The 24,818-nt window shown below is 70.2% G+C and carries 19 protein-coding genes; 10 read left to right on the plus strand and 9 right to left on the minus strand.

The annotated features are described in order from the left end of the window. Positions 1-2 precede the first annotated feature (2 nt). Positions 3-380: a phage holin family protein gene (locus ACU6WZ_RS14400; protein WP_447028460.1), complete on the minus strand. Its 378-nt coding sequence runs from the start codon at positions 378-380 to the stop codon at positions 3-5. Between the two features lie 69 nt (positions 381-449). On the opposite strand from ACU6WZ_RS14400, the gene ACU6WZ_RS14405 reads away from it, so the two are divergent. After that, positions 450-767 (plus strand): cupin domain-containing protein, encoded by a 318-nt coding sequence (locus ACU6WZ_RS14405; RefSeq protein WP_447028461.1) that lies wholly within the window; start codon positions 450-452, stop codon positions 765-767. Between the two features lie 138 nt (positions 768-905). Further along, on the plus strand, positions 906-1,121 hold the full coding sequence (locus ACU6WZ_RS14410; protein ID WP_447028463.1) for a DUF5326 family protein: 216 nt from the start codon (positions 906-908) through the stop codon (positions 1,119-1,121). A gap of 71 nt (positions 1,122-1,192) precedes the next feature. Here the strand turns inward: ACU6WZ_RS14410 and ACU6WZ_RS14415 are convergent, their stop codons facing one another. Continuing rightward, the gene (locus tag ACU6WZ_RS14415; RefSeq protein WP_447028464.1) at positions 1,193-2,515 is read right to left on the minus strand and encodes a YibE/F family protein; all 1,323 of its coding nucleotides are present in this window, start codon (positions 2,513-2,515) and stop codon (positions 1,193-1,195) included. Positions 2,516-2,716: 201 nt separating this feature from the next. Between ACU6WZ_RS14415 and thiC the strand changes: the two genes are divergently transcribed. Continuing rightward, on the plus strand, positions 2,717-4,492 hold the full coding sequence (thiC, locus tag ACU6WZ_RS14420) for a phosphomethylpyrimidine synthase ThiC (RefSeq protein WP_447028466.1): 1,776 nt from the start codon (positions 2,717-2,719) through the stop codon (positions 4,490-4,492). 93 nt (positions 4,493-4,585) lie between these two features. Here the strand turns inward: thiC and ACU6WZ_RS14425 are convergent, their stop codons facing one another. The 3 genes from ACU6WZ_RS14425 to ACU6WZ_RS14435 form a co-directional block, all read right to left on the minus strand. Beyond that, positions 4,586-5,413 (minus strand): hypothetical protein, encoded by an 828-nt coding sequence (locus tag ACU6WZ_RS14425; RefSeq protein WP_447028467.1) that lies wholly within the window; start codon positions 5,411-5,413, stop codon positions 4,586-4,588. Positions 5,414-5,594: 181 nt separating this feature from the next. Continuing rightward, positions 5,595-6,695: a metallophosphoesterase gene (locus ACU6WZ_RS14430; protein WP_447028468.1), complete on the minus strand. Its 1,101-nt coding sequence runs from the start codon at positions 6,693-6,695 to the stop codon at positions 5,595-5,597. A gap of 255 nt (positions 6,696-6,950) precedes the next feature. Continuing rightward, positions 6,951-8,063, minus strand: a complete 1,113-nt coding sequence (locus ACU6WZ_RS14435; RefSeq protein ID WP_447028469.1) for a LacI family DNA-binding transcriptional regulator — start codon at positions 8,061-8,063, stop codon at positions 6,951-6,953. Between the two features lie 381 nt (positions 8,064-8,444). Between ACU6WZ_RS14435 and hisC the strand changes: the two genes are divergently transcribed. The 6 genes from hisC to ACU6WZ_RS14465 all read left to right on the plus strand — a co-directional run bounded on the left by hisC (position 8,445) and on the right by ACU6WZ_RS14465 (position 19,294). After that, on the plus strand, positions 8,445-9,524 hold the full coding sequence (gene hisC / locus ACU6WZ_RS14440) for a histidinol-phosphate transaminase (RefSeq protein WP_447028470.1): 1,080 nt from the start codon (positions 8,445-8,447) through the stop codon (positions 9,522-9,524). A 240-nt stretch (positions 9,525-9,764) separates the two neighbouring features. After that, a complete protein-coding gene (locus tag ACU6WZ_RS14445; protein WP_447028471.1) occupies positions 9,765-11,273 on the plus strand; it encodes a cytochrome ubiquinol oxidase subunit I in 1,509 nt (502 codons plus the stop codon). An 18-nt stretch (positions 11,274-11,291) separates the two neighbouring features. Next, positions 11,292-12,293: a cytochrome d ubiquinol oxidase subunit II gene (cydB, locus tag ACU6WZ_RS14450; protein WP_447028472.1), complete on the plus strand. Its 1,002-nt coding sequence runs from the start codon at positions 11,292-11,294 to the stop codon at positions 12,291-12,293. Between the two features lie 15 nt (positions 12,294-12,308). Next, on the plus strand, positions 12,309-15,962 hold the full coding sequence (gene cydD, locus ACU6WZ_RS14455) for a thiol reductant ABC exporter subunit CydD (RefSeq protein ID WP_447028473.1): 3,654 nt from the start codon (positions 12,309-12,311) through the stop codon (positions 15,960-15,962). Between the two features lie 25 nt (positions 15,963-15,987). Beyond that, entirely contained in the window at positions 15,988-17,772 is a 1,785-nt protein-coding gene (locus tag ACU6WZ_RS14460; protein ID WP_447028474.1) for a sensor histidine kinase, read from the plus strand. A gap of 463 nt (positions 17,773-18,235) precedes the next feature. After that, positions 18,236-19,294, plus strand: coding sequence for a M23 family metallopeptidase (locus tag ACU6WZ_RS14465; RefSeq protein WP_447028475.1), 1,059 nt, complete (start codon positions 18,236-18,238; stop codon positions 19,292-19,294). A 45-nt stretch (positions 19,295-19,339) separates the two neighbouring features. Here ACU6WZ_RS14465 and ACU6WZ_RS14470 read toward each other — a convergent pair whose 3' ends face one another. Next, positions 19,340-20,206 carry a Cof-type HAD-IIB family hydrolase gene (locus tag ACU6WZ_RS14470; RefSeq protein ID WP_447028476.1) on the minus strand — a complete coding sequence of 289 codons (867 nt, stop codon included), beginning with the start codon at positions 20,204-20,206 and terminating at the stop codon, positions 19,340-19,342. 201 nt (positions 20,207-20,407) lie between these two features. Here ACU6WZ_RS14470 and ACU6WZ_RS14475 point away from each other — a divergent pair, with 201 nt between their 5' ends. After that, positions 20,408-21,310: an LLM class flavin-dependent oxidoreductase gene (locus ACU6WZ_RS14475; protein WP_447028477.1), complete on the plus strand. Its 903-nt coding sequence runs from the start codon at positions 20,408-20,410 to the stop codon at positions 21,308-21,310. A 20-nt stretch (positions 21,311-21,330) separates the two neighbouring features. Here ACU6WZ_RS14475 and ACU6WZ_RS14480 read toward each other — a convergent pair whose 3' ends face one another. The 3 genes from ACU6WZ_RS14480 to ACU6WZ_RS14490 all read right to left on the minus strand — a co-directional run bounded on the left by ACU6WZ_RS14480 (position 21,331) and on the right by ACU6WZ_RS14490 (position 24,735). Continuing rightward, the gene (locus ACU6WZ_RS14480; protein ID WP_447028478.1) at positions 21,331-21,873 is read right to left on the minus strand and encodes an RNA 2'-phosphotransferase; all 543 of its coding nucleotides are present in this window, start codon (positions 21,871-21,873) and stop codon (positions 21,331-21,333) included. Between the two features lie 122 nt (positions 21,874-21,995). Continuing rightward, the gene (locus ACU6WZ_RS14485; protein ID WP_447028479.1) at positions 21,996-22,943 is read right to left on the minus strand and encodes a MerR family transcriptional regulator; all 948 of its coding nucleotides are present in this window, start codon (positions 22,941-22,943) and stop codon (positions 21,996-21,998) included. A 4-nt stretch (positions 22,944-22,947) separates the two neighbouring features. After that, the gene (locus ACU6WZ_RS14490; protein ID WP_447028480.1) at positions 22,948-24,735 is read right to left on the minus strand and encodes an SDR family oxidoreductase; all 1,788 of its coding nucleotides are present in this window, start codon (positions 24,733-24,735) and stop codon (positions 22,948-22,950) included. Positions 24,736-24,818 lie beyond the last annotated feature (83 nt).

Consider the following 24,818-nt stretch of genomic DNA (forward strand, 5'->3'; position numbering starts at 1 on the left):
GGTCAGTCCTTCTCGGGCAGGATGACGTTCAGCGCCCAGGAGACGACGCTGATGATCAGTGCGCCGAGCACGGCGGTCCAGAAGCCCTCGACGTGGAAGCTGAGGTCGAACTCTTCGGCCAGCCACGAGGTCAGGAGCAGCATGAGCGCGTTGACCACCAGGGTGATCAGCCCGAGAGTGAGGATGAACAGAGGTAGCGTCAGCAGCTTCACGAGGGGCTTGATGACGAAGTTCACCAGGCCGAAGAGGAGCGCGACGCCGATCAGCGTCAGGGTCTTCTTGCCGGTGCTGTCGCCGGTGAGCGTGATGTCCTCGAGCAGCCAGATGGCTACGGCCAGCGCTCCCGCGTTCGCGATCGTCTTGACTAGGAAATTCATCATGTGTCTGATCGTTGCAGACAGGATCGGCGCTGGACAGCGGCGCGCGAAGGGCCGAGGGGCGGACGGACGATGAAGGCATTCCGACTGGACGAGCTGGAGGCGGAGCGTGCCGCCAATGACGGCGCGTATCTGCAGTTCCTGAGGGAAAAGAACATGTCGGTCGGCTTGTACGCCCTGGACGCGGGGCAGACCGATTCGCAGCAGCCGCACCGGGAGGACGAGGTGTACTTCGTCGTCAGCGGGCGCGCTTCGATCACCGTGGGCATGGAGACGACGCAGGTGGGGCGGGGCAGCGTGGTGTACGTAGCGGCCGGTGTGCCGCACAAGTTCCATCACATCACCGAGGATCTGCGGGTGATGGTGGTCTTCTCGCCGCCCGAGAGCTGATCCCTGGGGAACTCCGGGTTCCCTAGGGGGCCGGTCAGGGGTCTTCGGGGGATGCGGGGCCCCCGCGGGCAGCCTCCTCGCCCATAGCATCGAGGTCAGGAAGCTGGGCCACGACGGAGAAGAGGCAAGGCGATGGCTGTGCGGGAGATTTTCGCGGGGATGCCCTGGTGGGTGAAGTGGGTCGCGGTGCCCGTCATCGCTCTGTTCGTGTTCGGCGGGGTCATCCTGACGGCGCTCGGTGTGCTGATCGCTCTCCTGTTCAAGGTGCTGCTCTTCGTCGCGCTGGTCGGCGGCCTGATCTACGTCGTGCGGAAGTTCACGGCGTCGTCCTCGTCGTCCCGCGGTGACTGGTAGCGGACGGCAGCGCGCACGGCAACGCGGGGGTAGGCCTCGCGGCGGCGTCTCAGGCGGCCTCAGGCGGTGTCTCAGCGCTTGCGGCGCCGCCCTCTGCCGCCCGGTCCGCGAGCCGGGGCGGCCCCGGACGGTCCGCCCGCGTCGGGCCGGTCGGCGGAGACGACCAGCGCCGCGAGCGCGGTCGTCACCGGCACCGAGGCGACCAGGCCGATCGAGCCGACCAGTGTCCGCACGATCTCCTCTGCGACCAGCTCGCTGTTGGCGACCGTACCGACGCTGCTCTGCGCGATGGAAAAGAGCAGCAGCAGGGGCAGCGCGGCGCCCGCGTACGCCAGCACGAGCGTGTTGACGACGGACGCGATGTGGTCGCGTCCGATGCGGATGCCGGCCCGGTACAGGTCGCGGGGGCCCATCGACGGGTCCGCCTGGTGCAGTTCCCACACGGCGGAGGTCTGGGTGACCGTCACGTCGTCGAGGACGCCGAGCGAGCCGATGATGACGCCCGCGAGCAGCAGACCGCTCATGTCGATGTCGGGGTAGAGGCCGTGGATCAGGCCGGTGTTGTCGTCCGTGTTGCCGCTCAGGAACGCCCAGCCGATGAACAGCGAGCCGAGCAGCCCGATCAGCAGCAGTGAGATGAGCGTTCCGACGACGGCCACCGAGGTGCGGGCCGTCAGTCCATGGCAGGCGTAGAGCGCGATCAGCATGATGGCGCTGGCGCCGACCACCGCGACGATCAGGGGGTTCGAGCCCTGGAGGATCGCGGGGAGGATGAAAAGGGTCAGGACGGCGAACGAGACAGCGAGCGCGATGAGCGCCATCACGCCCTTCAGCCGGCCGACGACGATCACCACGAGGGCGAAGATCCCGGCCAGCAGCGCCATCGGAACGCCGCGGTCCACATCGGTCACCGAGTACTGGAGGTCGCGGGGCGCGTCGGGTGCGAACGCCACCACCACGCCCTGGCCGTCGTTCAGCTGTCTCGGCGCGTCCGGCTGGACGATTTCCGTGAACGTGCGGCCCTTGTCCTTGCCGGACGTGATCTCGATGGTCGCCCTCTCGCAGCTGCCCTGCTGGGCCTGCTGGGCCTCACGGCCCGAGGGGGTGGTGGTATCGCCGGTCGGGGGGACCTGGGCGGCGTTCACGTCCCTGCAGTCGACCTGCTCGACGGATGTCACCGTGCCTTCGACGGTCTGCCGGTCGAAACCGACACCGGTGCGCTCGTGGCCGGGCGCGCCGCCCGGCCACAGCACGACGAGACCGACGAAGACGGCCGTGGCGAACGGGATGATCACCGCCGCGATGACTTTGCGCAGGTGCTGGGAGACGGGCGCGGCGGGCCCGTGATGGTGGCTGTGGCCGTGGGTTTCGGGCGTTGGCTGGGGGGACGTCACCGACCGATCATCGCAAGAACTGTGGGGGCCCACTGTTCAGCGCGCCAGACATGACGCTAGCGTGGGGGCACCTTTGCACACGCGGGAGCTCGGAGCACCGGGCTGAGAGGGCGCTGACCTTCGTGCGGACAACCGTACGAAAGCCGCTGCGTCGACCGCCGAACCTGTTACCGGGTAATGCCGGCGTAGGGAGTAGGTCTCATGACCACAGCGGATGCACACACGCCTGCCACCAGCCAGGACGGCCGCAAGCCGGGCTGGCACAAGGGGTACGTCGCGGGGCCCGAGGGCTCGCGTTCGGACCTCCGCGTGCCGGTCCGGCAGGTGCACCTGACCAACGGGAACGACGTGACGCTGTACGACACGTCCGGCCCGTACACCGACCCGACCATCGAGACGGACGTACGCCGCGGACTCGCGCCGCTGCGCGAGAACTGGATCATCGCCCGCGGCGACACCGAGGAGTACGCGGGCCGCCCGGTCCGTCCAGAGGACGACGGGATCAAGCACACGTCGCCGCGTGGGGGCCTCAGGAACCTCGACGCGGTCTTTCCCGGACGGCCGCGCCAGCCCCGCCGGGGCCGCGACGGCCAGGCGGTCACGCAGCTCGCGTACGCCCGACGCGGGGACATCACGCCCGAGATGGAGTTCGTCGCGATTCGCGAGAACGTCGCCCCCGAGGTCGTACGGGACGAGATCGCGGCGGGCCGCGCGGTGCTGCCGGTGAACGTCAACCACCCGGAGATCGAGCCGATGATCATCGGCAAGCGGTTCCTGGTGAAGGTCAACGCCAACATCGGCAACTCCGCGGTCACTTCCTCCATCGAGGAGGAGGTGGACAAGATGACCTGGGCCACCAAGTGGGGCGCCGACACGGTCATGGACCTGTCAACCGGCCGCAACATCCACACCACCCGCGAGTGGGTGCTGCGCAACTCCCCCGTCCCGATCGGCACCGTCCCGCTCTACCAGGCGCTGGAGAAAGTCGACGGCCGCGCGGAGGAGCTGACCTGGGAGATCTACAAGGACACCGTCATCGAGCAGGCCGAGCAGGGCGTGGACTACATGACGGTGCACGCCGGCGTGCGCCTGCCGTACGTCCCGCTGACGGCCCGTCGCAAGACCGGCATCGTCTCGCGCGGCGGCTCGATCATGGCCGCGTGGTGCCTGGCGCACCACAAGGAGTCGTTCCTGTACGAGAACTTCGAGGAGCTCTGCGACATCCTCGCCGCGTACGACGTGACGTACTCGCTCGGCGACGGTCTGCGGCCGGGCTCGATCGCGGACGCCAACGACGAGGCGCAGTTCGCCGAGCTGCGGACCCTCGGGGAGCTGAACACGATCGCCAAGCGTCACAACGTACAGACGATGATCGAGGGTCCGGGGCACGTCCCGATGCACAAGATCAAGGAGAACATCGACCTCCAGCAGGAGATCTGCGAGGAGGCCCCCTTCTACACGCTCGGCCCGCTCACCACGGACGTTGCCCCGGCGTACGACCACATCACCTCCGGTATCGGGGCGGCGATGATCGCGTGGTGGGGCACGGCCATGCTCTGCTACGTCACGCCCAAGGAGCACCTGGGGCTGCCCAACCGTGACGACGTGAAGACCGGCGTCATCACGTACAAGATCGCGGCTCATGCCGCGGACCTCGCCAAGGGGCACCCGGGCGCGCAGGATTGGGACGACGCGCTGTCGGACGCCCGTTTCGAGTTCCGCTGGGAGGACCAGTTCAATCTGGCCCTGGACCCGGACACGGCCAGGGAGTTTCACGACGAGACGCTGCCGGCCGAGCCGGCGAAGACCGCGCACTTCTGTTCCATGTGCGGGCCGAAGTTCTGCTCGATGAAGATCAGCCAGGACATCCGGCGGCAGCACGGCGGTACGCAGGACGAGATCGAGGCGGGCATGGCGGAGAAGTCCGCCGAGTTCGCCGCGGCGGGCAACCGGGTCTACCTGCCGATCGCGGACTGACGGTTCGTTCCAGCGGCGTGCGCTCCTGCGGCGGGGCGGTCCGACGGCGTAGCGTCCGGCGGCGTGCGGTCCGGGCAGCCTCCCCCGTGGGTGTTACTCGGGGGCGTGGTCCGGGCCGCCGAAGTCGGGGCTGGAGAAGTCCGGCCTGGAGTAGCTCGGACGGGGGCCCGGTGCGGTGCCGGCGTCCCGGCCGGGACTGCTGAAGTCCGGCCGGGAGTACCCCAGGCCGGGGATGCGGCCGGTCGGCCTGGGTGGCACTGGGGCGGGCGGCCGCGCGGGGGGCTCGGCCAGGGCGTCCCGCAGGAACGGTACGACGCCCCGCTCCAGCAGGGCGTCCCGCCAGGCCTGCCTGGCGCGGTCCAGCTCCTCGGCCAGTTCGCTCCCCGGGCCGGTGGACAAGGCAGGGGAGCCGTTGCGCAGCGCGGTGACCAGCAGCCCGCTGGCGGCGACGAGGACGCCCGCAGCCGCCAGCGCCCCGAAGATCCATCCCGTCGTCAGCAGGGTCCGGGCGAAGGCCGGTTCGGGTGTGACCAGCGTCAGCAGGTATCCGATCATCAGGAAGATCGCTGCGGCGGTGCCCGCAAGGAGCGGCGTCAGGACGGCTACGACGGCGCCCGCCCCGGCTCTCTCGCCGGCCTCGGACACGGTGAGAACGGAGCCGGTGCGGGCGGCTGTCAGCGGCGAGGGGGCGCGTGCTTCCTCGCGGATCTTCACGTAGTGGTCGTACTCGTCGGCGGCGGCCGACGCGATCAGCTCGCTGGCGTTCAGGGCCAGGGTGCGCAACTGCTCGTTGTTCAGGCGTGGCCCAAGGCCCGCGAGATCAGGCCGGTCTGTCGCGGTGCGCAGTGCTTCGTCGAGGACGCGTTCGTATTCCGGGCGGTCCTCGGCCAGCAGGTGCGGAGCGCTGCTGTTCATGTGCATCCCCCGATGCTCCGTAGGGCCGTACAGCCCGCACCGGGCGAGCAGTTGGGCGCAAACGGAGGAGAGCCTGCTACGGATGAGCCCATGGTAGAGCGCCCACGGCACGGGGTGACAGGGGGTTTCCGGAAATAGGCCCAGTGGTGAGTGCGGTCGTTACAGTGCCCACCTTCCCCCGCAAAGGTCATCCATGCAGCGGGAGTCGCACGACCAGTAGCTTTCCGGCCATGGTCACGCCGCCGTCCATGGCGATGGCGAGGCCTTCGGCATAGACGTGCGGCCCCTCCACGATCGGTTTCGCGCTGTCCTCGCCGTCGTCCGCGCTTTCGTTGCCGACTTCGCCCAGCAGGTAGGGAATCGGGCTGTGACCATGGACGATGCGCTCGCCGCCGTACGCCTGGAGGAGCTCGCGCACGGCTGAGGCGCCGCCCTCGTCGCGGAAGGCGAAGCGCTTGGTGAGCTTGCGGAAGACGTCCCAGCACTCGTCGGCGTCGTTACGGGTGAGGATGGCGTGGACTGTGTCGTTCACGTCCTCGATGGTGCTGCCGTAGTCGAGGTAGGCCGTGGTGTCGGAGTGCGTCAGCAGATGTGCGTCTTCCAGGGCGACCGCGTCCAGGCGGGACATCCATTGCAGATGTACGTCCTGGAGGCGGTCCATGTCGGCTTTCTGGCCGCCGTTGAGCAGCCAGGCCGCCTGGAAGGTGGCGGTGCCCGCGCCGGAGTTGACGGGCGTGTCGCCGAACCGCTTGGCGCCGATGAGCAGCAGTTCGTGGTTGCCCATCAGGGCTTTGCAGTAGCCGCCGGCGGCCGCGGCCTCGGCGGACAACCGCATCACGAGGTCGATGACGCCGATGCCGTCGGGCCCGCGGTCGGTGAAGTCGCCGAGGAACCAAAGCCGGGCGTTGCCCGCCGACCAGTGGCCGTCCGCGTCGATGAGTCCCTGCTCGGTGAGGGCGGCGATCAGTTCGGCGAGGAAGCCGTGCACATCGCCGACCACGAACAGCGGGCCGAGTCCCTCACCCGCGGCGGACCGCGGCTCGGTCTCGGGCCGCGGCGGTACCTGGACGCCCTCGCCCGCTGCGCCGCGGCCGATCACCGGCAGGTCGCGCTGGGTGGGTGTGTACCCCTCCGGCTCCTCGTCGGTCGCGTAGGCGGCGCTGTACGCCGTGCCGTACCCGTTGCCGTAGCCGTCCGCGTGCGCGGGGGGTTGGGCGTACGGCGGAACGCGGAAGTCCCGCAGCGTAGCCGTCCGCACCGTGGGTCCCTGACCGGCCCCCTGAGTCATCGACCCCTCCACCACCGTCGTGCCGCCGTACACCTCTCGGGTCCCACCTGGTCGTGGTTGGTCCGTGGTGTCGTGCGCCCATCATAGGAATGAGGTTCGTGGTCTGTGACGCACCAGGGGTGGTGAATCCGGATGCGCACACAGTTCACCGGTTGATTCGTCCTGATTGGGGAGTTCGGTCCCCGGCGTGGTCCCGGATCAGCCGCCGGATCACGCCGGGATCCGGCCCCGGTTCAGCCCCGGTTCAGCCCCGGATCAGTCTCTGGAAGGGGAGCGGGGAGCGCTCACCGTGGTGCGGGGCGGCCGGCGTTGCGAGGACGTGCGGACGACGAGTTCGGTCGGTATGACCTGCTCGACGGGACTGTCGGTGTTGACGCCTTCGATGGCGTCGATGAGGAGCTGCACGACGGCGGTGCCGATCTGCCGCGGTTTCAGCGAGAGCGTCGTGACGGGCGGGTCGGTGGCGGCGTAGACGGTGGACTCGCTGCAGCACACGAGGAGCAGGTCCTCGGGTACGCGCAGTCCGTAGCGGCGGGCGGCTGCGAGCAGGTCGGTGCCGTTGGGGTCGAAGAGCCCGTACACGGCGTCCGGGCGGTCGGGGCGGGCGAGCAGCCGGTCGGCGGCCACGGCGCCCGCGCAGGGGTCGTGCGCAGGGTAGGACTCGTACACGGGGTCCTGGCCGACCCGCTCGCACCAGCGCAGGTACGCGGTGGTGGACAGGCGGGTGTAGGTGTCGGTGGTGTTGCCGGTGAGCAGGCCGATGCGGCGGGCGCCGGCGTCGGCGAGGTGGTCGAGAAGGTCGAGGACCGCGGCCTCGTGGTCGTTGTCGACCCAGGCGGTCACCGGCAGGGTGCCGGCGGGCCGGCCGTCGGAGACGACGGGAAGGCCCTGGCGTACGAGCTCGGTGACAACGGCGTCCTGGTCGGACGGGTCGATGACGACGGTCCCGTCGAGGGCGACGTTGGACCACACATCGTGGCGGGAGGTGGCGGGGAGGATGACGAGGGCGTAGCCGCGGGCGAGTGCGGCGGAGGTCGCCGCCCTGGCCATCTCGGCGAAGTACGCGAACTCGGTGAAGGTGAAAGGTTCATCCCCGTACGTGGTCACGGTCAGGCCGATCAGACCCGACTTGCCGGTGCGCAGGGTCCGGGCCGCCGCGGACGGGCGGTAGCCGAGTCTCTCGGCGACCTCGCGGACATGGTTGCGGGTGGCGTCCGGGAGCCGCCCCTTGCCGTTGAGCGCGTCGGAGACCGTCGTGATGGAGACACCGGCTGCTGCGGCGACGTCCCGAATGCCCGCTCGCGCCGGCCGGGTGCTCCGCCGGGGGGTTTCCGTCCGGCTCACCTGATGCTTCCCTGCTGCTGTCATGGCGAGCCGATAGTAGGGCTCGGACGGGCGGTTAGGGCGGATGCATATGCAGCAATGGGCAGGCACGTTTCTGCAAGGTCCACATCCGCTAAACCCCTTGGATTGTAAGGCAGTTGACCGGTCGGGACGGCCGGTCGCCCTTGTCGACCCGTGCGGTCCTGCCTGCTGGTCCAGGTCTAGAAGAGATCTCAACTCACCTTCACGGGGGATGCGCGCTACGGAGTGGGCCACCGGCGTGCGCCATGGCAGCGAGCGCCCCCTCCTCGTGCCCGCTCCTCGCCCCTCCTCGCGCCGCTTTCTCTGCGCCCGCCATTCGCGCCGGAGCCCAATCCTCATAAGGTGAGCAGTATTGGTGGTACGTACGGTCGAGGAGGACCCAGAGTGAGCGAGACGAGCCCCAAGCTGCGCGCGGTGCTGGACGGCATTCCCACCTACAAGCCGGGGAAGCCTGCCGCTGCCGGGGGACCGGTGGCCTACAAGCTGTCCTCCAACGAGAACCCGTATCCGCCGCTCCCCGGTGTTCTGGAGACGGTCGTCGCCGCCGCCGGGAACTTCAACCGCTACCCGGACATGGCCTGCACCGGCCTCATGAACGAGCTCGCGGACCGTTTCGGCGTGCCCGTGACGCACCTGGCGACCGGCACCGGATCGGTCGGCGTGGCGCAGTCGCTGCTCCAGGCGACGTCGGGCCCGGGCGACGAGGTGATCTACGCCTGGCGGTCCTTCGAGGCGTACCCGATCATCACGCAGGTCAGCGGCGCGACCCCGGTGCAGGTACCGCTGACCCCGGGGGACGTGCACGACCTGGACGCGATGGCCGATGCGATCACCGAGCGGACGCGGCTGATCTTCGTCTGCAACCCGAACAACCCGACCGGCACGGTGGTGCGCAAGGCGGAGCTGGAGCGGTTCCTGGACCGGGTGCCCTCCGACGTACTGGTGGTACTGGACGAGGCGTACCGCGAGTTCATCCGGGACGCGGATGTGCCCGACGGTATCGAGCTCTACCGCAGCCGGCCGAACGTGGCGGTGCTGCGTACCTTCTCCAAGGCGTACGGCCTGGCCGGGTTGCGGGTCGGCTTCGCCGTCGCGCACGAGCCGGTCGCCGCTGCGCTGCGTAAGACGGCTGTGCCGTTCGGCGTGAGTCAGCTGGCGCAGGACGCGGCGGTCGCCTCGCTGCGGGCGGAGGACGAGCTGATCGGCCGGGTGGGCTCCCTGGTGTGTGAGCGGACGCGGGTGTACGACACGCTGGTGCAGCAGGGCTGGACCGTGCCCGAGACGCACGCGAACTTCGTCTGGATGCGGCTGGGGGAGCGTACGGCCGACTTCGCCGCGGCCTGCGAGAAGGCCGGCGCCGTCGTCCGGCCCTTCGCGGGTGAGGGGCTGCGCATCACCATCGGTGAGACCGAGGCGAACGACATCTTCCTGCACACCGCAGAGGCGTTCCACAAGGAGCTCTGAGCGGGCGGGACCGCCCGCAGCCTGTCACTTCCGTGCCCCGTGCCCCCGTGCCCCCGTGCGCCTTTTTCGGCGGACGGGGGCACTGCCGTACCCCCCGGTTCAAGGTCGCGAACAGGTGTGCGTCATAATTGCTTGTGAATGTGAACGCGTTCACAAGCGAGTCTCGTTTCTCCCGTAAAGGGTGGGGATCAGCGGGACAAACCGCCGAGTCGGATACGGCGACACGAAGGAGACGACGACGTGGACCTAGCGCTGGCGCCGGAGACCTTGGCGCGATGGCAGTTCGGCATCACCACCGTCTACCACTTCCTCTTCGTTCCCCTGACCATCTCGCTCGCCGCTCTCACCGCGGGCCTGGAGACGGCTTGGGTGCGGACGGGGAGGGAGAAGTACCTCCGAGCCACGAAGTTCTGGGGCAAGCTCTTCTTGATCAACATCGCGATGGGCGTCGTCACCGGCATCGTGCAGGAGTTCCAGTTCGGCATGAACTGGTCCGACTACGCGCGCTTCGTCGGTGATGTCTTCGGGGCGCCGCTCGCCTTCGAGGCCCTGATCGCCTTCTTCTTCGAGTCCACCTTCATCGGACTGTGGATCTTCGGCTGGGACAAGCTGCCGAAGAAGATCCACCTGGCCTGCATCTGGATGGTCTCGATCGGCACGGTCCTGTCCGCGTACTTCATCCTGGCCGCCAACTCCTGGATGCAGCACCCGGTCGGCTACCGCATCAACGAGGAGCGCGGCCGCGCCGAGCTCACCGACTTCTGGCGCGTGCTGACGCAGGACACCGCGCTCACCCAGTTCTTCCACACCATCACCTCCGCCTTCCTGGTCGGTGGCGCCTTCATGGTCGGCATCGCCGCCTTCCACCTGGCCCGCAAGAAGCACATCCCGGTGATGCGGACCTCGCTGCGGCTCGGCCTGGTCACCGTCGTGATCGCGGGCATGTTCACCGCGGTCAGCGGCGACATGCTCGGCAAGGTCATGTACAAGCAGCAGCCCATGAAGATGGCCGCCGCGGAGGCACTCTGGGACGGCGAGGCACCGGCCCCCTTCTCGGTCTTCGCCTACGGAGACGTCGACGAGGGACACAACAAGGTCGCCATCGAGATCCCAGGCGTGCTGTCCTTCCTGGCCCACAACGACCTCAACTCGTACGTCCCCGGCATCAACGACATCAACAAGGCCGAGCAGGAGAAGTTCGGGCCCGGCGACTACCGGCCCAACATCCCCGTCGCCTACTGGGGCTTCCGCTGGATGATCGGCTTCGGCATGGCGTCCTTCGCGCTCGGCGCGCTCGGGCTGTGGCTGACACGCAAGAAGTTCATGCTGCCGCCGGGACTGCGCACCGGCGAGGACGAGGCGCCGAACCTGGTGCTCTTCAAGAGCAAAGCACTCGGCCCGAAGTTCACCCGCTGGTACTGGCTGGTCGCGCTCTGGACGATGTGCTTCCCGCTGATCGCCAGCTCCTGGGGCTGGATCTTCACCGAGATGGGGCGTCAGCCCTGGGTCGTGTACGGCGTCCTGCGCACCAGCGCCGCGGTCTCCCCCGGCGTATCGCAGGGCGAGGTCATCGCCTCGATGACGGTCTTCACCCTGCTCTACGCGGTGCTCGCCGTGATCGAGGTCAAGCTGCTGGTCAAGTACGTCAAGGCCGGACCGCCCGAACTCACGGAGGCCGACCTCAACCCGCCCACCAAGATCGGCGGCGATGACCGCGACGCCGACCGGCCGATGGCCTTCTCGTACTGAGGACTGAGGAGCTGAGAGATGGAACTCCACGATGTCTGGTTCGTGCTCATAGCCGTTCTGTGGACGGGTTACTTCTTCCTGGAGGGCTTCGACTTCGGAATCGGTGTCCTGACGAAGCTGCTCGCCCGCGACCGCAAGGAGAAGCGGGTCCTCATCAACACCATCGGACCCGTCTGGGACGGCAACGAGGTGTGGCTGCTGAGCGCGGGCGGCGCGACGTTCGCCGCCTTCCCCGAGTGGTACGCGACCCTGTTCTCCGGGTTCTACCTGCCGCTGCTGCTGATCCTGGTGTGCCTGATCGTGCGCGGAGTCGCGTTCGAGTACCGCGTCAAGCGAACCGGGGAGCGCTGGCAGACCAACTGGGAGAACGCCATCTTCTGGACCTCCCTGCTGCCCGCCTTCCTGTGGGGTGTCGCCTTCGGCAACATCGTCCACGGCGTGCGGATCGACGCGGACATGGAGTACGCCGGCACTCTTCTGGACCTGTTCAACCCGTACGCGCTCCTCGGCGGATTCGTCACGCTGACGCTCTTCACCTTCCACGGCGCGGTGTTCGCCGGTCTCAAGACGCTCGGTGGCATCCGGGAGCGGGCACGGCTGCTCGCACTGAAGCTCGGAGCCGTCGCCGCGGTGCTCGCCCTCGTCTTCCTGACCTGGACCCAGGCGGACAACGGCAACACCGTGAGTCTGGCCGCCATGATCGTGGCGGTGGCGGCGCTGGTCGCCGCGCTCGGGTTCACCGCCGCCCGGCGTGAGGGTTGGGCGTTCGCGCTCTCGGGGGTGACCATCGTGGCCGCGGTGGCGATGCTCTTCCTGACGCTGTTCCCGAATGTGATGCCGTCCTCGCTGAACGACGCGTGGAGCCTGACGGTCACCAACGCCTCATCCTCGCCGTACACCCTGAAGATCATGACCTGGTGCGCCGGGATCGCGATGCCCGTGGTGCTGCTCTACCAGGGCTGGACGTACTGGGTGTTCCGCAAGCGCATCGGTACGCAGCACATCGCCGATGCCCACTAGTGGGAGATGTTTCACGTGAAACCGATCGACCCGCGTCTGCTCCGGTACGCCCGCGCCACCCGCTTCTTCCTGGCGGCGGTGGTGGTCCTCGGCCTGGCCGGGGCGGGCCTGGTCGTCGCCCAGGCCATGCTCATCGCCGAGGTCGTGGTGGGGGCGTTCGAGCGGGGCCTGGACGGCTCCCAGCTGCGTACGCCGCTGATCCTGCTGGCGGCGGTCGCCCTCGGAAGGGGGCTGGTGGCGTGGCTGACGGAACTCGCCGCGCACCGGGCGAGCGCGGCCGTGAAGTCCGAGTTGCGCGGGCGTCTGCTCGAGCGGGCTGCCGCGCTGGGGCCCGGCCGGCTGACCGGGGGCGGGATATCCCCTGCTGGAGCGGAGCCGAGCGTCCGGGGAGGGGTCGGTTCGCTGGTGGCACTGGCGACGCGGGGCGTCGATGCGCTGGACGACTACTTCTCGCGCTATCTGCCGCAGCTCGGACTCGCGGTGGTCGTGCCGGTGGCGGTGCTCGCACGGATCGTGACCGAGGACTGGATCTCGGCGGCGGTCATCGTGGTGACGCTCCCCCTCATCCCCCTCTTCATGATCTTGATCGGGTGGGCCACCCAGGCGCGCATGGACCGCCAGTGGCGGCTACTTTCGCGGCTGTCCGGGCACTTCCTGGACGTCGTCGCGGGACTGCCGACGCTGAAGGTGTTCGGTCGGGCCAAGGCGCAGGCCGAGTCGATCCGGACGATCACGGCCGAATACCGGCACGCCACCATGCGGACGCTGCGTATCGCCTTCCTGTCGTCGTTCGCCCTGGAACTGCTGGCGACGCTGTCCGTTGCGCTGGTCGCGGTCGGCGTCGGCATGCGCCTGGTGCACGGGGATCTGGATCTGTACACCGGGCTGGTGATCCTGGTGCTGGCGCCCGAGGCGTACCTGCCGCTGCGGCAGGTGGGGGCGCAGTACCACGCGGCGGCGGAGGGACTGTCCGCCGCCGAGGAGATCTTCGAGGTGCTCGAGACGCAGCCGCGCGGGCCCGTGGGCACGGCAGAGGCTCCCACCGGGACGTTGCGGCTGGAAGGCGTGACGGTCCGGCATGCGGGACGCTCTGAAGCCTCGCTGGACTCGGCGTCACTGGTCGTCGGCGCGGGCGAGACCGTCGCGGTCGTCGGGCCGAGCGGCGTCGGCAAGAGCACGCTGCTCGATGTGCTGCTCGGTTTCGCGCCGGTCGACGAGGGGCGGGTGCTCGTCGGTGACGGTCCCGGCGCGGTGGACCTGGCCAGCGTATCCATTGAGCGCTGGCGGGAACGCATCGCGTGGGTGCCGCAGCGGCCGCACCTGTTCGCCGGGACGATCGCCGAGAACGTGCGGCTGGCCCGGCCTGGCGCGGACAGCGCGGCGGTGGCCTGGGCCCTGCGTGAAGCGGGGGCGTACGACTTCGTGGCCGCGCTCCCCCAGGGCGTCGAGACGCGGCTCGGCGAGGACGGCAGGGGGCTCTCGGCGGGGCAGCGGCAACGGCTCGCCCTCGCGCGGGCGTTCCTCGCTGACCGGCCGCTGCTGCTGCTCGACGAGCCCACGGCCAACCTGGACGGCGAGAGCGAGGCGGGGATCGTCGACGCGGTGCGCAGGCTGGCGGCGGGGCGGACCGTGGTGCTCGTGGTGCACCGTCCGGCGCTGCTGGCTGTCGCCGACCGGGTGGTCGAGCTGGGCCGCGGCACCCGGACGGAAGGTACGCCCGCCCGCCGGCTCGCCGCGCAAGGCCTGGATGGCGCCGCTGCCGTCGCTGTCGACGGGCCGTTGCCGGGCGCGGACAGCGCGGCTGCTGCGGGGCATCGCCCCCCGGCGGGGCGGACGGCCGGCGGGGACAGCGACGCCGGTGCTCCCCGGGGTGGGGGCGGGGCGGGACTGGGGCGGGTTCGGGCGGCGGCCGCCGGGTTGCGGGGGCGGCTGGGTCTCGCGTTGGCGCTGGGGAGTCTGGCGCTCGGGTCCGCCGTGGGGCTCATGGCTGTCTCCGGCTGGCTGATCTCCCGTGCCTCCGAGCAGCCTCCGGTGCTCTACCTGATGGTCGCCGTCACCGCGACGCGGGCCTTCGGCATCGGCCGGGCCGTCTTCCGGTACGCGGAGCGGCTTGTGGCGCACGACGCCGTGCTGCGGTTGCTCGCCGGAATGCGGGTCGCCGTCTACCGCCGGCTGGAGCGGATCGCCCCCGCAGGCCTGCGCGAGACCCGGCGCGGTGACCTGCTCTCCCGGCTCGTCTCGGATGTGGACGCGCTGCAGGACTACTGGCTGCGGTGGCTGCTGCCCGCCGGGACGGCCGTGGTCGTCGGCGCGGGCGCAGTCGGGTTCACCGCGTGGCTGCTGCCCGAGGCCGGCGCCGTGCTGGCCGTCGGCCTGCTCGTCGCCGGGGTGGGTGTCCCGTGGCTGAGCGGGGCCGTCGCCCGCCGGGCCGAACGGCAGCTCGCACCCGCGCGGGGAGAGCTGGCAACCCGGGTCGCCGACCTGCTCGCCGGCCTGGCGGAACTGACCGTCGCGGGTGCGCTGAAGGGGCGTACGGACAGTGCCCGGGAGACGGACGGTGTTCTGACCCGGATCGCGTCGCGCTCCGCTGCCGCGACCGCTCTCGGCGGCGGGCTCTCGGCGCTGGCCTGCGGGCTGACGGTGGTGTGCGCCGCGCTCGTGGGGACGGCGGCCGTGCACGAGGGGCGGCTGTCCGGTGTGACGCTGGCGGTGGTGGTACTGACCCCGCTGGCCGCGTTCGAGGCGGTGGGTGGCTTGCCGCTCGCCGTGCAGTACCGCCAGCGCGTCAGGCGCAGCGCCGAGCGGGTCTACGAGGTGCTGGACGCCCCCCTTCCCGTGCACGAGCCAGAGTCGCCCGCCGCCCCGCCGGCGTCGCCATTCCCGGTCGAGGTACGCGGGCTCAGCGCTCGCTATCCCGGGCAGGAGCGGGACGCGCTGGCGGGCTTCGACCTGACGCTGGAGGCGGGGCGGCGCGTAGCCGTGGTCGGTTCTTCCGGCGCGGGGAAGACCACGGTGGCGCAGGTGCTGCTGCGCTTCCTGGATGCGGGAGCGGGGACGTACACGCTGGGTGGAACGGACGCCACCGGCCTGGACGGCGACGATGTGCGTGGCTTCGTGGGGCTGTGCGCGCAGGACGCCCACCTCTTCGACAGCTCCCTGCGGGAGAATCTCAGGCTGGCCAGGACCGACGCCACCGAGGAGCAGCTGCGGGCGGCGCTGGCCGGTGCCAGGCTGCTGACGTGGGTGGACGCGCTGCCCGACGGCCTCGATACGCTCGTCGGCGAGCACGGCGCCCGCCTGTCCGGCGGCCAGCGCCAGCGCCTGGCGCTGGCCCGCGCCCTGCTTGCGGACTTTCCGGTCCTGGTGCTCGACGAGCCTGCCGAGCACCTCGACCTGGCGACCGCGGACGCGCTGACGGCCGACCTGCTGAGGGCCACCGAGGGCCGTACGACGGTGATCATCACGCACCGGATCCAGGGGCTGGAGGCCGTGGACGAGGTGATTGTCCTGGACGCCGGCCGCGTTGTGCAGCGGGGTGCTTACGAGGCACTGGTGGCGGGCGAGGGGCCGCTGCGGCGGATGCTGGAGCGCGAGCGGGAGGCGGAGCCGGCTGGAGTTTTCGCAGCGGCTGCGACGCCTGCCATGTCCGGCGTCCGACTATCCCCCTGAAACGGGACCTTCTAGGCTCGGGGGCATGCCAGTGGAGGACGTGCCGGAACCGGGCCCCGCAAGCGGCCCCAACGATCCCGGCGACCAGTCCCAGGAGGTACTCGAAGCCGCCACGCGGGCGACCCGAAGCCTGCAGGGCCTGTCCACGGAGCTCACCGCGCGGGTGCCGCAGCTGCTGGAGGCCATGCGCTCCGTCGGCACGGGCCTCGAACTGCGCTCCACCCTGGACCGGATCTGCGAGACGGCTGCGGAACTCGCCGAGGCCAGGTACGCGGCGATCGGCGTCGTCGACGAGGAGGAGGGAGACGGCCTCTCCGACTTCGTGACGTACGGCACGACCGAGACCGAGGCCACCCTCATCGGCCGGCTGCCCGACGGCCACCAAGGGCTGCTCGGCGCACTGATCCACCACCCGGAGCCGGTGCTGCTGGGCGACCTGACGGCCGATGCGCGCTTCGCGGGATTCCCTGCCCACCACCCCCCGATGCGGACCTTCCTCGGTGTCCCCATCCGGGTGCAGGGCGAAATCTTCGGCAACCTCTACCTCACCGAGAAGCACGGCGGGTCCGAGTTCAACGACTACGACCTGCACATGGTCCGGGTGCTTGCGACGGAGGCCGGAATCGCCATCGGCAACGCCCGGCTGTACGAGGCGGCGAGGCAACGCGAGCGCTGGATCGACGGGTCCGTCGCCGTCACCACCGCGCTGCTGTCCGGCGGCGACGCCGACGACGCGCTGAGCGTCGTGGCGGAACAGGCGCGCCACCTCGCCGACTCGGCCGCCGGCATAGTGCTGCTGCCCGCCGAGGACGGCGGCCTTGAGGTCGTCGCTGTCTCGGCCGACGATCCGGCCGATTCGCTTGGTGTGGTCATAGGGCCCCACAATGCGGTGGTCAGGACCCTCCTCGACGGCGAGGCCGTCTTCGTCGCCGACGCGGTGAGCGACCCCCGCATGGTCACCAGGCTGTCCGGGCGGTACGGGCCGATCATGCTGCTGCCTCTCCAGAGCGGCGGTCGGGTGCTGGGCGCCCTGGCCACGCCGCGAGCCCGGGGCGCAAAGCTGTTCACGGAGGCGGAACGGACGCTGGCCACGCAGTTCGCGTCACAGGCCGCGCTCGCGCTGATGATGGCGGAGGCGCAGCGGGACCGGGAGCGGCTGGCGGTGTTCGAGGACCGCGACCGGATCGCCCGTGACCTGCACGACCTTGTCGTCCAGCGGCTGTTCGCCACGGGGATGATGCTGGAGAGCGCCCAGCGCAGGTCCGTCGTGCCCGAGGTCCGGACGGGCGTGGGCAAGGCCATGGACGAACTCGATGTGACGATCCAGGAGATCCGTACGGCCATCTTCGCGCTCCAGCAGGGCCCGGCCGAAGTTCCTTCGGGGCTGCGCACACGGGTCCTGCGGGAGATCAACATGGCTGCTGTGCCGTTGGGGTTCAAACCGGGTCACCGTTTCGTCGGCCCGGTAGACGCGCTGGTCCCCGACTTCACGGGCAAAAACCTTATCGCGGCGCTGCGCGAGGCGCTGTCGAACGCCTTCCGGCACGCGGATGCCTCCCGTATCGAGGTGGTCGTCGACGCGACGGCCGAACTGGCGGACGGGAGCCCCGGCGTGCGGCTGTCGGTCGCCGACGACGGGGTCGGCATCCCGGAGGGCGGCCGGCGCAGCGGGCTGCGCAACCTCAAGCGGCGGGCGGAGTCCCTGGGCGGTACGAGCCGATGCGGGCCAGGGCTCGGCGAAGGCGGCGGGGGTACGACCGTCGTATGGGAGGCGCCGCTGCAGCCCCTGTCCGCCCCGCCGCCCGGCTAGCTTGAGATTTAACCTCGCCGCTCGAACACGACCGCAAGTCGGCTTCACGGAACCAGCATGCGCACCGTTTGTCCCGACTTGCTTAGATTTCCGACTGTGCTGCGGAGCCTGCTCTTGCGGCAGGAAGGGCTGGTCGGAGCTGTTCGAATCCGGAGGTTAAATCTCAAGCTAGGGAGTGTCTTAGAAGTAGCGTCGTCCGCCCGGAGGCCGGGTCTCGCGTGGTCTGGCGCGTGCGATCGCAAGGCGCCGGATGATCTCGTAGCGGAGCTACTAGGGCATTTCGGCAACCCGGCGAGCGTGCGTGCCAGGCCGCGCGAGCAAGACGGGACTTCTAAAACACGACCTAGGAGGCACCCACGGGTGTCGGTGTCGGGCGGGGGAACTGGGCCGGATGGCGGGACGACACCCCGGTGGAGCGACCTCCCTCCCAGCAATCATGGGGGCGGCAGGTCACGATCCGGAGATGCGCTTCGGACAATTCGGACGCCTTGGGATTCGCGGGCACCCGCTCGTGGCTGCACTGTGCGTGCTGCAGTTCCTGTCCGCGCCCGCGAGCGGTGCCTCCTCCTCCGACGGGCCGGCTGTGGGGGCCGAGGTGGCGCGGTTGTACGAGGAGGCCGCCCGGGCCACCGAGACGTACGAGAGAGGCCGGCGCGCGGCGCGAGCGCAGGAGGCGAAGGCCCGCCGGCTCGACCGGCTGCTGGTGGTGGAACGCCGCGAGATCAGAGCGCTGCGCGCCGACATGGGGAGGGTGGCCCGGGCCCAGTACCGCGCCGGAGGGGGTGGCATCGGGTACGTCGCCAAACTGCTGCTGGCCGATGACCCCGAGGAACTGATGGGCGGTCAACGGCTTGCCTGGCAGGCGGATCTGGCCGTCTCGCGGATGCTGAAGCGGGCCGAGCGCGCCGAACGCAGGCTCGCCGACGACGAGCGGGCGGCGAAAGCGGCCTGGCGCGAGCTGGCGGGGCGGACGGTGCGGCTGGCGGCGATCAAGAAGGGCATCACGGCGAAGCTCGAAGACGCCCGGTGGCGTCTGCAGGGGGAAGCGGACCGCAGCGTCGCGGCGGGACGATGCGCGGGCGCCCTCCGTCTGAAGAAGGAACCAGCACCCAGCCCACGCGCGTGGGTGACACCGGTCGAGAAATACGAACTGTCCGCCTCTTTCGGTGGCTCGGGTGCGCGCTGGAAGAGCCGGCACACCGGGCAGGACTTCGCGGTGGACATCGGCACACCGGTGAGGGCGGTCGGCGCCGGCCGGGTCGTTTCCGTCTCCTGCGGCGGCGGTTTCGGGATCGAGGTGGTGGTCGCTCACCGCGGTGGCTACTACTCGCAGTACGCGCACCTGGCGGGTGTCACCGTCGACCAGGGGGAGCGGGTGCGCACCGGCCAGTGGGTCGGGCAGGCCGGTACCACCGGCAACTCCTCCGGGCCGCACCTGCACTTCGAGGTGCGGCTAACCCCCTACCTGGGGTCGGGGATCGACCCGGCACCCTGGATGCGCGAGCGTGGGGCGGGCTTTTGAGGCCGATGCGGCTCCGGCGCTGCTCGCGTGTGGCTCGAGCGGCGGCTACAGGTCTGCGAGGATCCGCTCGATGACGACGGCGACGCCGTCCTCGTTGTTCGCGACCGTACGCCCGGACGCGGCGGCCACCACCGCCGGGTGCGCGTTGCCCATCGCGTACGACGTGCCCGCCCACGTCAGCATCTCCACGTCGTTCGGCATGTCACCGAAGGCCACCACCTCGGCGGCCGTGATGCCGCGCTCCGCACAGCACTGCGCGAGGGTGCTCGCCTTCGAGACGCCGTAACCGCTGATCTCCAGCAGCGCCGACGGGCTGGACCGGGTCACGGACCCGCGCTCGTCGGCCGTGGCGCGGGCGAGGGCGAGGAAGTCGTCGGGTGACAGGTCCGTGTGATGGGCGAGCAGTTTGACGACCGGCGTGCCGGGGCCGGAAACCGGCTCCTGGAGGAGCTTCTCGGCGGTGGCGACGGTCGCACCCGGATCGAAGTGGAACGGCGGGTAGTGCGGCTCGTAGTGGATGCCGGTGCTCAGCTCGACGGCGAAGGACGTGCCGGGGGCCGCGGCACGCAGGGCGAGGACCACGGCGAGGGCGTCCTCCCGGGCCAGCGGGCGGACCTGGATCAGCTTCCCGCCCGCGTGCAGGTCGACGACAGCCGCCCCGTTGGCGCAGATGGCCAGGCCATGGCCGTGCACGTGGTCGCTGACGACGTCCATCCAGCGAGCCGGTCGGCCGGTGACGAAGAAGACCTCGACGCCGGCCCGCTCGGCGGCGGCGAGCGCGGCGATCGTACGGTCCGACACGGACTTGTCGTCGCGCAGCAGGGTGCCGTCGAGGTCGGTCGCGATCAGCCGCGGTGCGGCGGCGCGGGCCGGGGCCGGGTGGGCTGGCTGTGGGTCGGTAGCTGAGGTCACGGATCCATCTTCGCGCACGGGGCGCACGGACGTGCGAAGGGGCGCACATTTGAGAGGGCCGGTAGGTGACCTGCGCGGCCTGGGCGGGGCCAAGGCCGCCCGCCGGGACGTGCACGCCCTGGCAGCCGGGCTGAGCGGCCGCTGATCGCGAATCCTCGCTGCCCGCTCCCGGCCCGGGGGCGGGCGGCGTAGGGTCGTGGGATGCGCCTGAGTACCGTGATCCTTCCCATTCGCCGCTGGTCAGAGGGCGGCCGTGACGCGTGGCAGCGGGCCGAACAGCTCGGCTTCCACACCGCGTACACCTACGACCACCTGTCCTGGCGTACCTTCCGCGACGGCCCGTGGTTCGGCGCCGTGCCGACGCTGACCGCCGCCGCAGCCGCAACCTCACGGCTGCGGCTGGGCACCCTCGTCACCTCGCCGAACTTCCGGCATCCGGTGACTCTCGCCAAGGACCTGATCACGCTCGACGACGTGTCCGCCGGGCGCGTCACGCTCGGTATCGGTGCCGGCGGAACCGGGTTCGACGCCACCGCGCTCGGCCAGGAGCCATGGACCCCACGCGAGCGCGCCGACCGTTTCGGCGAGTTCGTGCCGCTCCTGGACCGGCTGCTCACCGAGCCGGACGTCACCGTCGGCGGAACGCACTACCGCGCGGTCGAGGCCCGCAACATCCCGGGCTGCGCCCAGCGCCCCCGGTTGCCGTTCGCCATTGCCGCGACCGGCCCGCGCGGCCTGAAGCTCGCTGCCCGGTACGGTCAGGCCTGGGTGACGACGGGCGACCCGAAGCTCTTCGAGAACGGCACGCCCGCCGAGTCGCTGGAGGCCATCCGGGGCCAGATCGCCAAGTTGGGCGCGGCCTGCGTCGAGACCGGCCGGGACATCGCCGGGCTCGACAAGATCCTGCTCACCGGTTTCACGCCGGAGGGCAGCGGACCGCTGGAATCCCTGGACGCCTTCGTCGACTTCGCCGGCCGGCATTTCGACCTCGGCTTCACCGAGATCGTGCTGCACGCACCCATCCCCGACTCCGACTTCGCGGCCGACGAGAAGGTCTTCGAGCGGATCGCGACGGAGGCTCTGGCCCAGCTCGGCGCGGCCTGAGGACGGGCCTGCCCCCTTCGTCAGCCGGGGAAGCGCAGGTACTGCGGCGGTACACCGGCGGTGAGCCATACGCCGTTGGCACTGACCCGGAACGTGTGGCCGGCCTGGTGCATCGCCCCGGCGTCCACGCTGATGACGACGGGACGTCCGCGCCGGGCCCCGACGTGCTCGGCGGTCTCGCGGTCGGGTGAGAGGTGGACGTCGTGGCGGGCCATGGCCCGCAGCCCTTCGGCCCGGATCGCGTGGAGGCTGTGGGCGACGGTGCCGTGATAGAGGTACGCCGGCGGCTCGGCGTCCGGCAGCGCGAGGTCGACATCCACGGAATGGCCCTGGCTGGCGCGGATCAGAGGCCCTGCCACGGCGAAGCGTTGCTTGTCGTTCGCGACGACGACGTGATCGAGCTCGGCGCGGGTGAAGGGGAAGCCGTGGTCGGCGGCTGCGACGAGCAGGGTCTGGATCGCCACCCAGCCCTGCTCGTCGAGCGAGATGCCGATCCGTTCGGGCTGATGCCTCAGGTGTCTGGACAGGTACTTGGACACCTTCTTGACCCGCTCTTCATCCATCGCCCCAGAGTGCCGGGGGAGACGAGCGTCACGCCACCGATTTGCCTCACAGGTTTGATCCACAGCCAAGTCGACTTTTCCACAAGGAGTGTTGGGAAACCTGTGGACAACAGACCTTGCTGTCAAGGTGTTTGACCAAGTCCCCTCTTCTGTCGCTGGTATGCGGCCAGAGCGTCCAGCGTGCGTGTCTGCACCTCGCGTTCGGTCGCCGCTGCGACAAAGGCGGTGACGTGCTCAGGGCCAACCAGGTCACGAACGGCCTGCATCGTCGACTCGGGCAGTGTCACAACCGGGGGCTCGGAGCGGGGCTCGGGTGCCGTCGCCGCACCCAGCTGATGCTGAAGGTGGCGTACAGCGAACAGCTGCATCGCCCGGGCCAGTTCGGCGTCGACGGTCTGCTGGGCCAGCGGACGCAGCCGTCGCACCAGGGACGCCGCCTCCTGTGTGTCCGCGTCCGTCGGCGGCCGGTGACCCAGATAGCGCGCGAAGACGTGCTCGGTCGTGAACTCCAGGAACCGCGTGGCGATGTGCTCCACCTGCCCCCGGAGTTCCCGCAGGTGAGTGGAGATCGCCGGCAGCGGGACACCGGCGGCATGCAACTCGACTGCCACAGAGAGCTCTTGCGGCGACGGCACAAGGTACTCGTCGTCCCGTCCCGGCAACCGCTCCAGTACTCCCAGCTCGACGGCCTCATCGACCGCCGCGTCGTCCGGTTTCCCGCCGAAGCGTTCGTCCAGTTCGGCCCGTGAGATCCGGCCTACCACCTCCTGGCTCCATGGACCGTGGACTTCGGCGACCAGCCCCAGCACTCCGCCGAGCCCCTTCCCGGCGTCCCACGCTGCCAGCAACTCCTTGATGCTGGACAGGCTGTATCCGCGAGCGAGGAGGTCCGCGATCTGGTGCAGCCGGCTCAGGTGTGCCTCCCCATACACGTTCGACCGGCCGCGCCGCTCCGGCCGGGGCAGCAGTCCGCGGTCCTGGTAGCCGCGGATCGTACGGACCGTGGCACCGCTGCGGTGGGCGAGGTCCTCGATCCGGTACTCGGGGGCCGCCTGCCCGGAGGCGCTCACGCCGTCACTTCCACGGCGGCTCCATTCGGGCGACCACGCGCAGCGTCCGTGGCGCGAAACGCGACAGGAAGCGCGCCCCACGCGCCTCGGGCGTCACCGGCACGACCGCCTGGTTGCGTACGACGGCCTTGAGCACCGCGTCCGCGACCTTCTCCGGCGTGTAGTTGCGCAGCCCGTACAAGCGTGCGGACTTCTGCTGCCTGCGCTTCTCCTCTTCCGCTGAGACCCCGGCGAACCGTGCGGTGGACGTGATGTTGGTGTTGACGATTCCGGGGCATATGGCGCTGACCCCGATGTCCTGCCCCGCGAGCTCCGCCCTCAGGCATTCGCTGAGCATCAGTACCGCCGCCTTCGACGTGCTGTACGCGGGCAGCACCCTGGAGGGCAGATACGCCGCCGCCGAAGCGGTGTTGACGATGTGACCGCCCTGCCCGCGCTCGGCCATCTGCAGGCCGAAGAGCCTGCACCCGTGGATGACGCCCCACAGGTTCACATCGAGGACCTTCTTCCAGTCCTCCGTGGTGGTGTCCAGGAAGGAGCCGGAGAGGCCGATCCCGGCGTTGTTCACCAGTACGTCGACGACGCCGTACTCGGTGGCGACCTTCGTGGCGAGCTTCTCCATCTCCTGCTCGTCGCTGACGTCCACCGCCTCGGCCCAGGCCTGTGGGGCGCCGATCAGCCGGGCCGTCTCAGCCGTACGGACCGCGCCCTGCGCGTCGCGGTCGACCGCGACGATGCGCGCCCCCGCCTCGGCGAACGCGAGCGCGGTGGCCCGTCCGATGCCGCCGGCCGCGCCCGTCACCAGGACCAGCTGCCCGCCGAACCGGTCGGCGTACGGTCCGTTGGGCATCCTTTCCCTGACCACCGCCGTCCCTCTCGCTTCCCCTCCGGCCGCTTCCTCCCCGGCCGTGACGAAGTCGCCGATCCAAGACGCCAGCTGATCGGGACGGGTGCGCGGTACCCAGTGTTTGGCGGGCAGCGTGCGCCGCACCAGCTGCGGCGCCCACCGTTCCAGGTCGTCGTACAGCTTCTCGGAGAGGAACATGTCGCCGGTCGGTGTGATCAGCTGGACGGGGGCGTGGGCGTACGCGTCGGCGCGTGGCCGACGCAGCCGGGCCCGGACATTGTCCCGGTACAGCCAGGCGCCGTGCGCGGCGTCCCGCGGCAGCGACGCCGTCGGATAGCCGTCGGCCGGCACCTTCTCCATCCGTCGGAGGATCTTCGGCCACTGTGTGCCGAGCGGTCCGCGCCAGGCCAGCTCGGGCAGCACCGGCGTATGCAGCAGGTAGACGTACCAGGACTTGGCGCCCTGCCCGAGCAACTGCGCCACCCCGCGCGGCGTGGGCCGGGCCATGCGCTTCTTGATCCAGTGACCGAAGTGGTCCAGGGATGGCCCGGACATGGATGTGAACGAAGCGACGCGGCCCTCGGTGCGCTTGACGGTCACGAACTCCCAGGCCTGCACCGAACCCCAGTCGTGACCGACCAGATGCACCGGTCTGCCGGGGCTGACCGCGTCGGCGACCGCCAGGAAGTCGTCCGTCAGCTTCTCCAGCGTGAAACCGCCGCGCAGCGGCCGCGGCGCCGTCGACCTGCCGTGCCCACGGACGTCGTACAGCACCACATGGAATCGTGTTGCGAGGCGGGCTGCGACCTCCGTCCACACCTCTTTGCTGTCCGGGTAGCCGTGCACCAGCATGACGGTCGGCCGCGCGGTGTCGCCCAACTCGACGACGCACAGCTCGACTCCGCCCGTACGCACCCACCGCTCGGTGGCTTGCTCGAAACTCACGCCGACCCCTCCTCCGCCCCAGTGTCGCGGTACGCGTTCGTAACGTGACACTGATGAATGTGACAATGCTCGACGGCGACGTC

This window comes from Streptomyces hypolithicus (genome assembly GCF_052934925.1).

Coding starts and splice junctions, on each gene's coding strand:
- ACU6WZ_RS14465 (WP_447028475.1), top strand. CDS start 18,236: ATGCGCTTCGGACAATTCGGACGCCTTGGGATTCGCGGGCACCCGCTC.
- ACU6WZ_RS14400 (WP_447028460.1), bottom strand. CDS start 380: ATGATGAATTTCCTAGTCAAGACGATCGCGAACGCGGGAGCGCTGGCC.
- ACU6WZ_RS14430 (WP_447028468.1), bottom strand. CDS start 6,695: ATGACTCAGGGGGCCGGTCAGGGACCCACGGTGCGGACGGCTACGCTG.
- cydB (WP_447028472.1), top strand. CDS start 11,292: ATGGAACTCCACGATGTCTGGTTCGTGCTCATAGCCGTTCTGTGGACG.
- thiC (WP_447028466.1), top strand. CDS start 2,717: ATGACCACAGCGGATGCACACACGCCTGCCACCAGCCAGGACGGCCGC.
- ACU6WZ_RS14425 (WP_447028467.1), bottom strand. CDS start 5,413: ATGCACATGAACAGCAGCGCTCCGCACCTGCTGGCCGAGGACCGCCCG.
- ACU6WZ_RS14435 (WP_447028469.1), bottom strand. CDS start 8,063: ATGACAGCAGCAGGGAAGCATCAGGTGAGCCGGACGGAAACCCCCCGG.
- ACU6WZ_RS14460 (WP_447028474.1), top strand. CDS start 15,988: ATGCCAGTGGAGGACGTGCCGGAACCGGGCCCCGCAAGCGGCCCCAAC.
- ACU6WZ_RS14405 (WP_447028461.1), top strand. CDS start 450: ATGAAGGCATTCCGACTGGACGAGCTGGAGGCGGAGCGTGCCGCCAAT.
- ACU6WZ_RS14480 (WP_447028478.1), bottom strand. CDS start 21,873: ATGGATGAAGAGCGGGTCAAGAAGGTGTCCAAGTACCTGTCCAGACAC.
- ACU6WZ_RS14475 (WP_447028477.1), top strand. CDS start 20,408: ATGCGCCTGAGTACCGTGATCCTTCCCATTCGCCGCTGGTCAGAGGGC.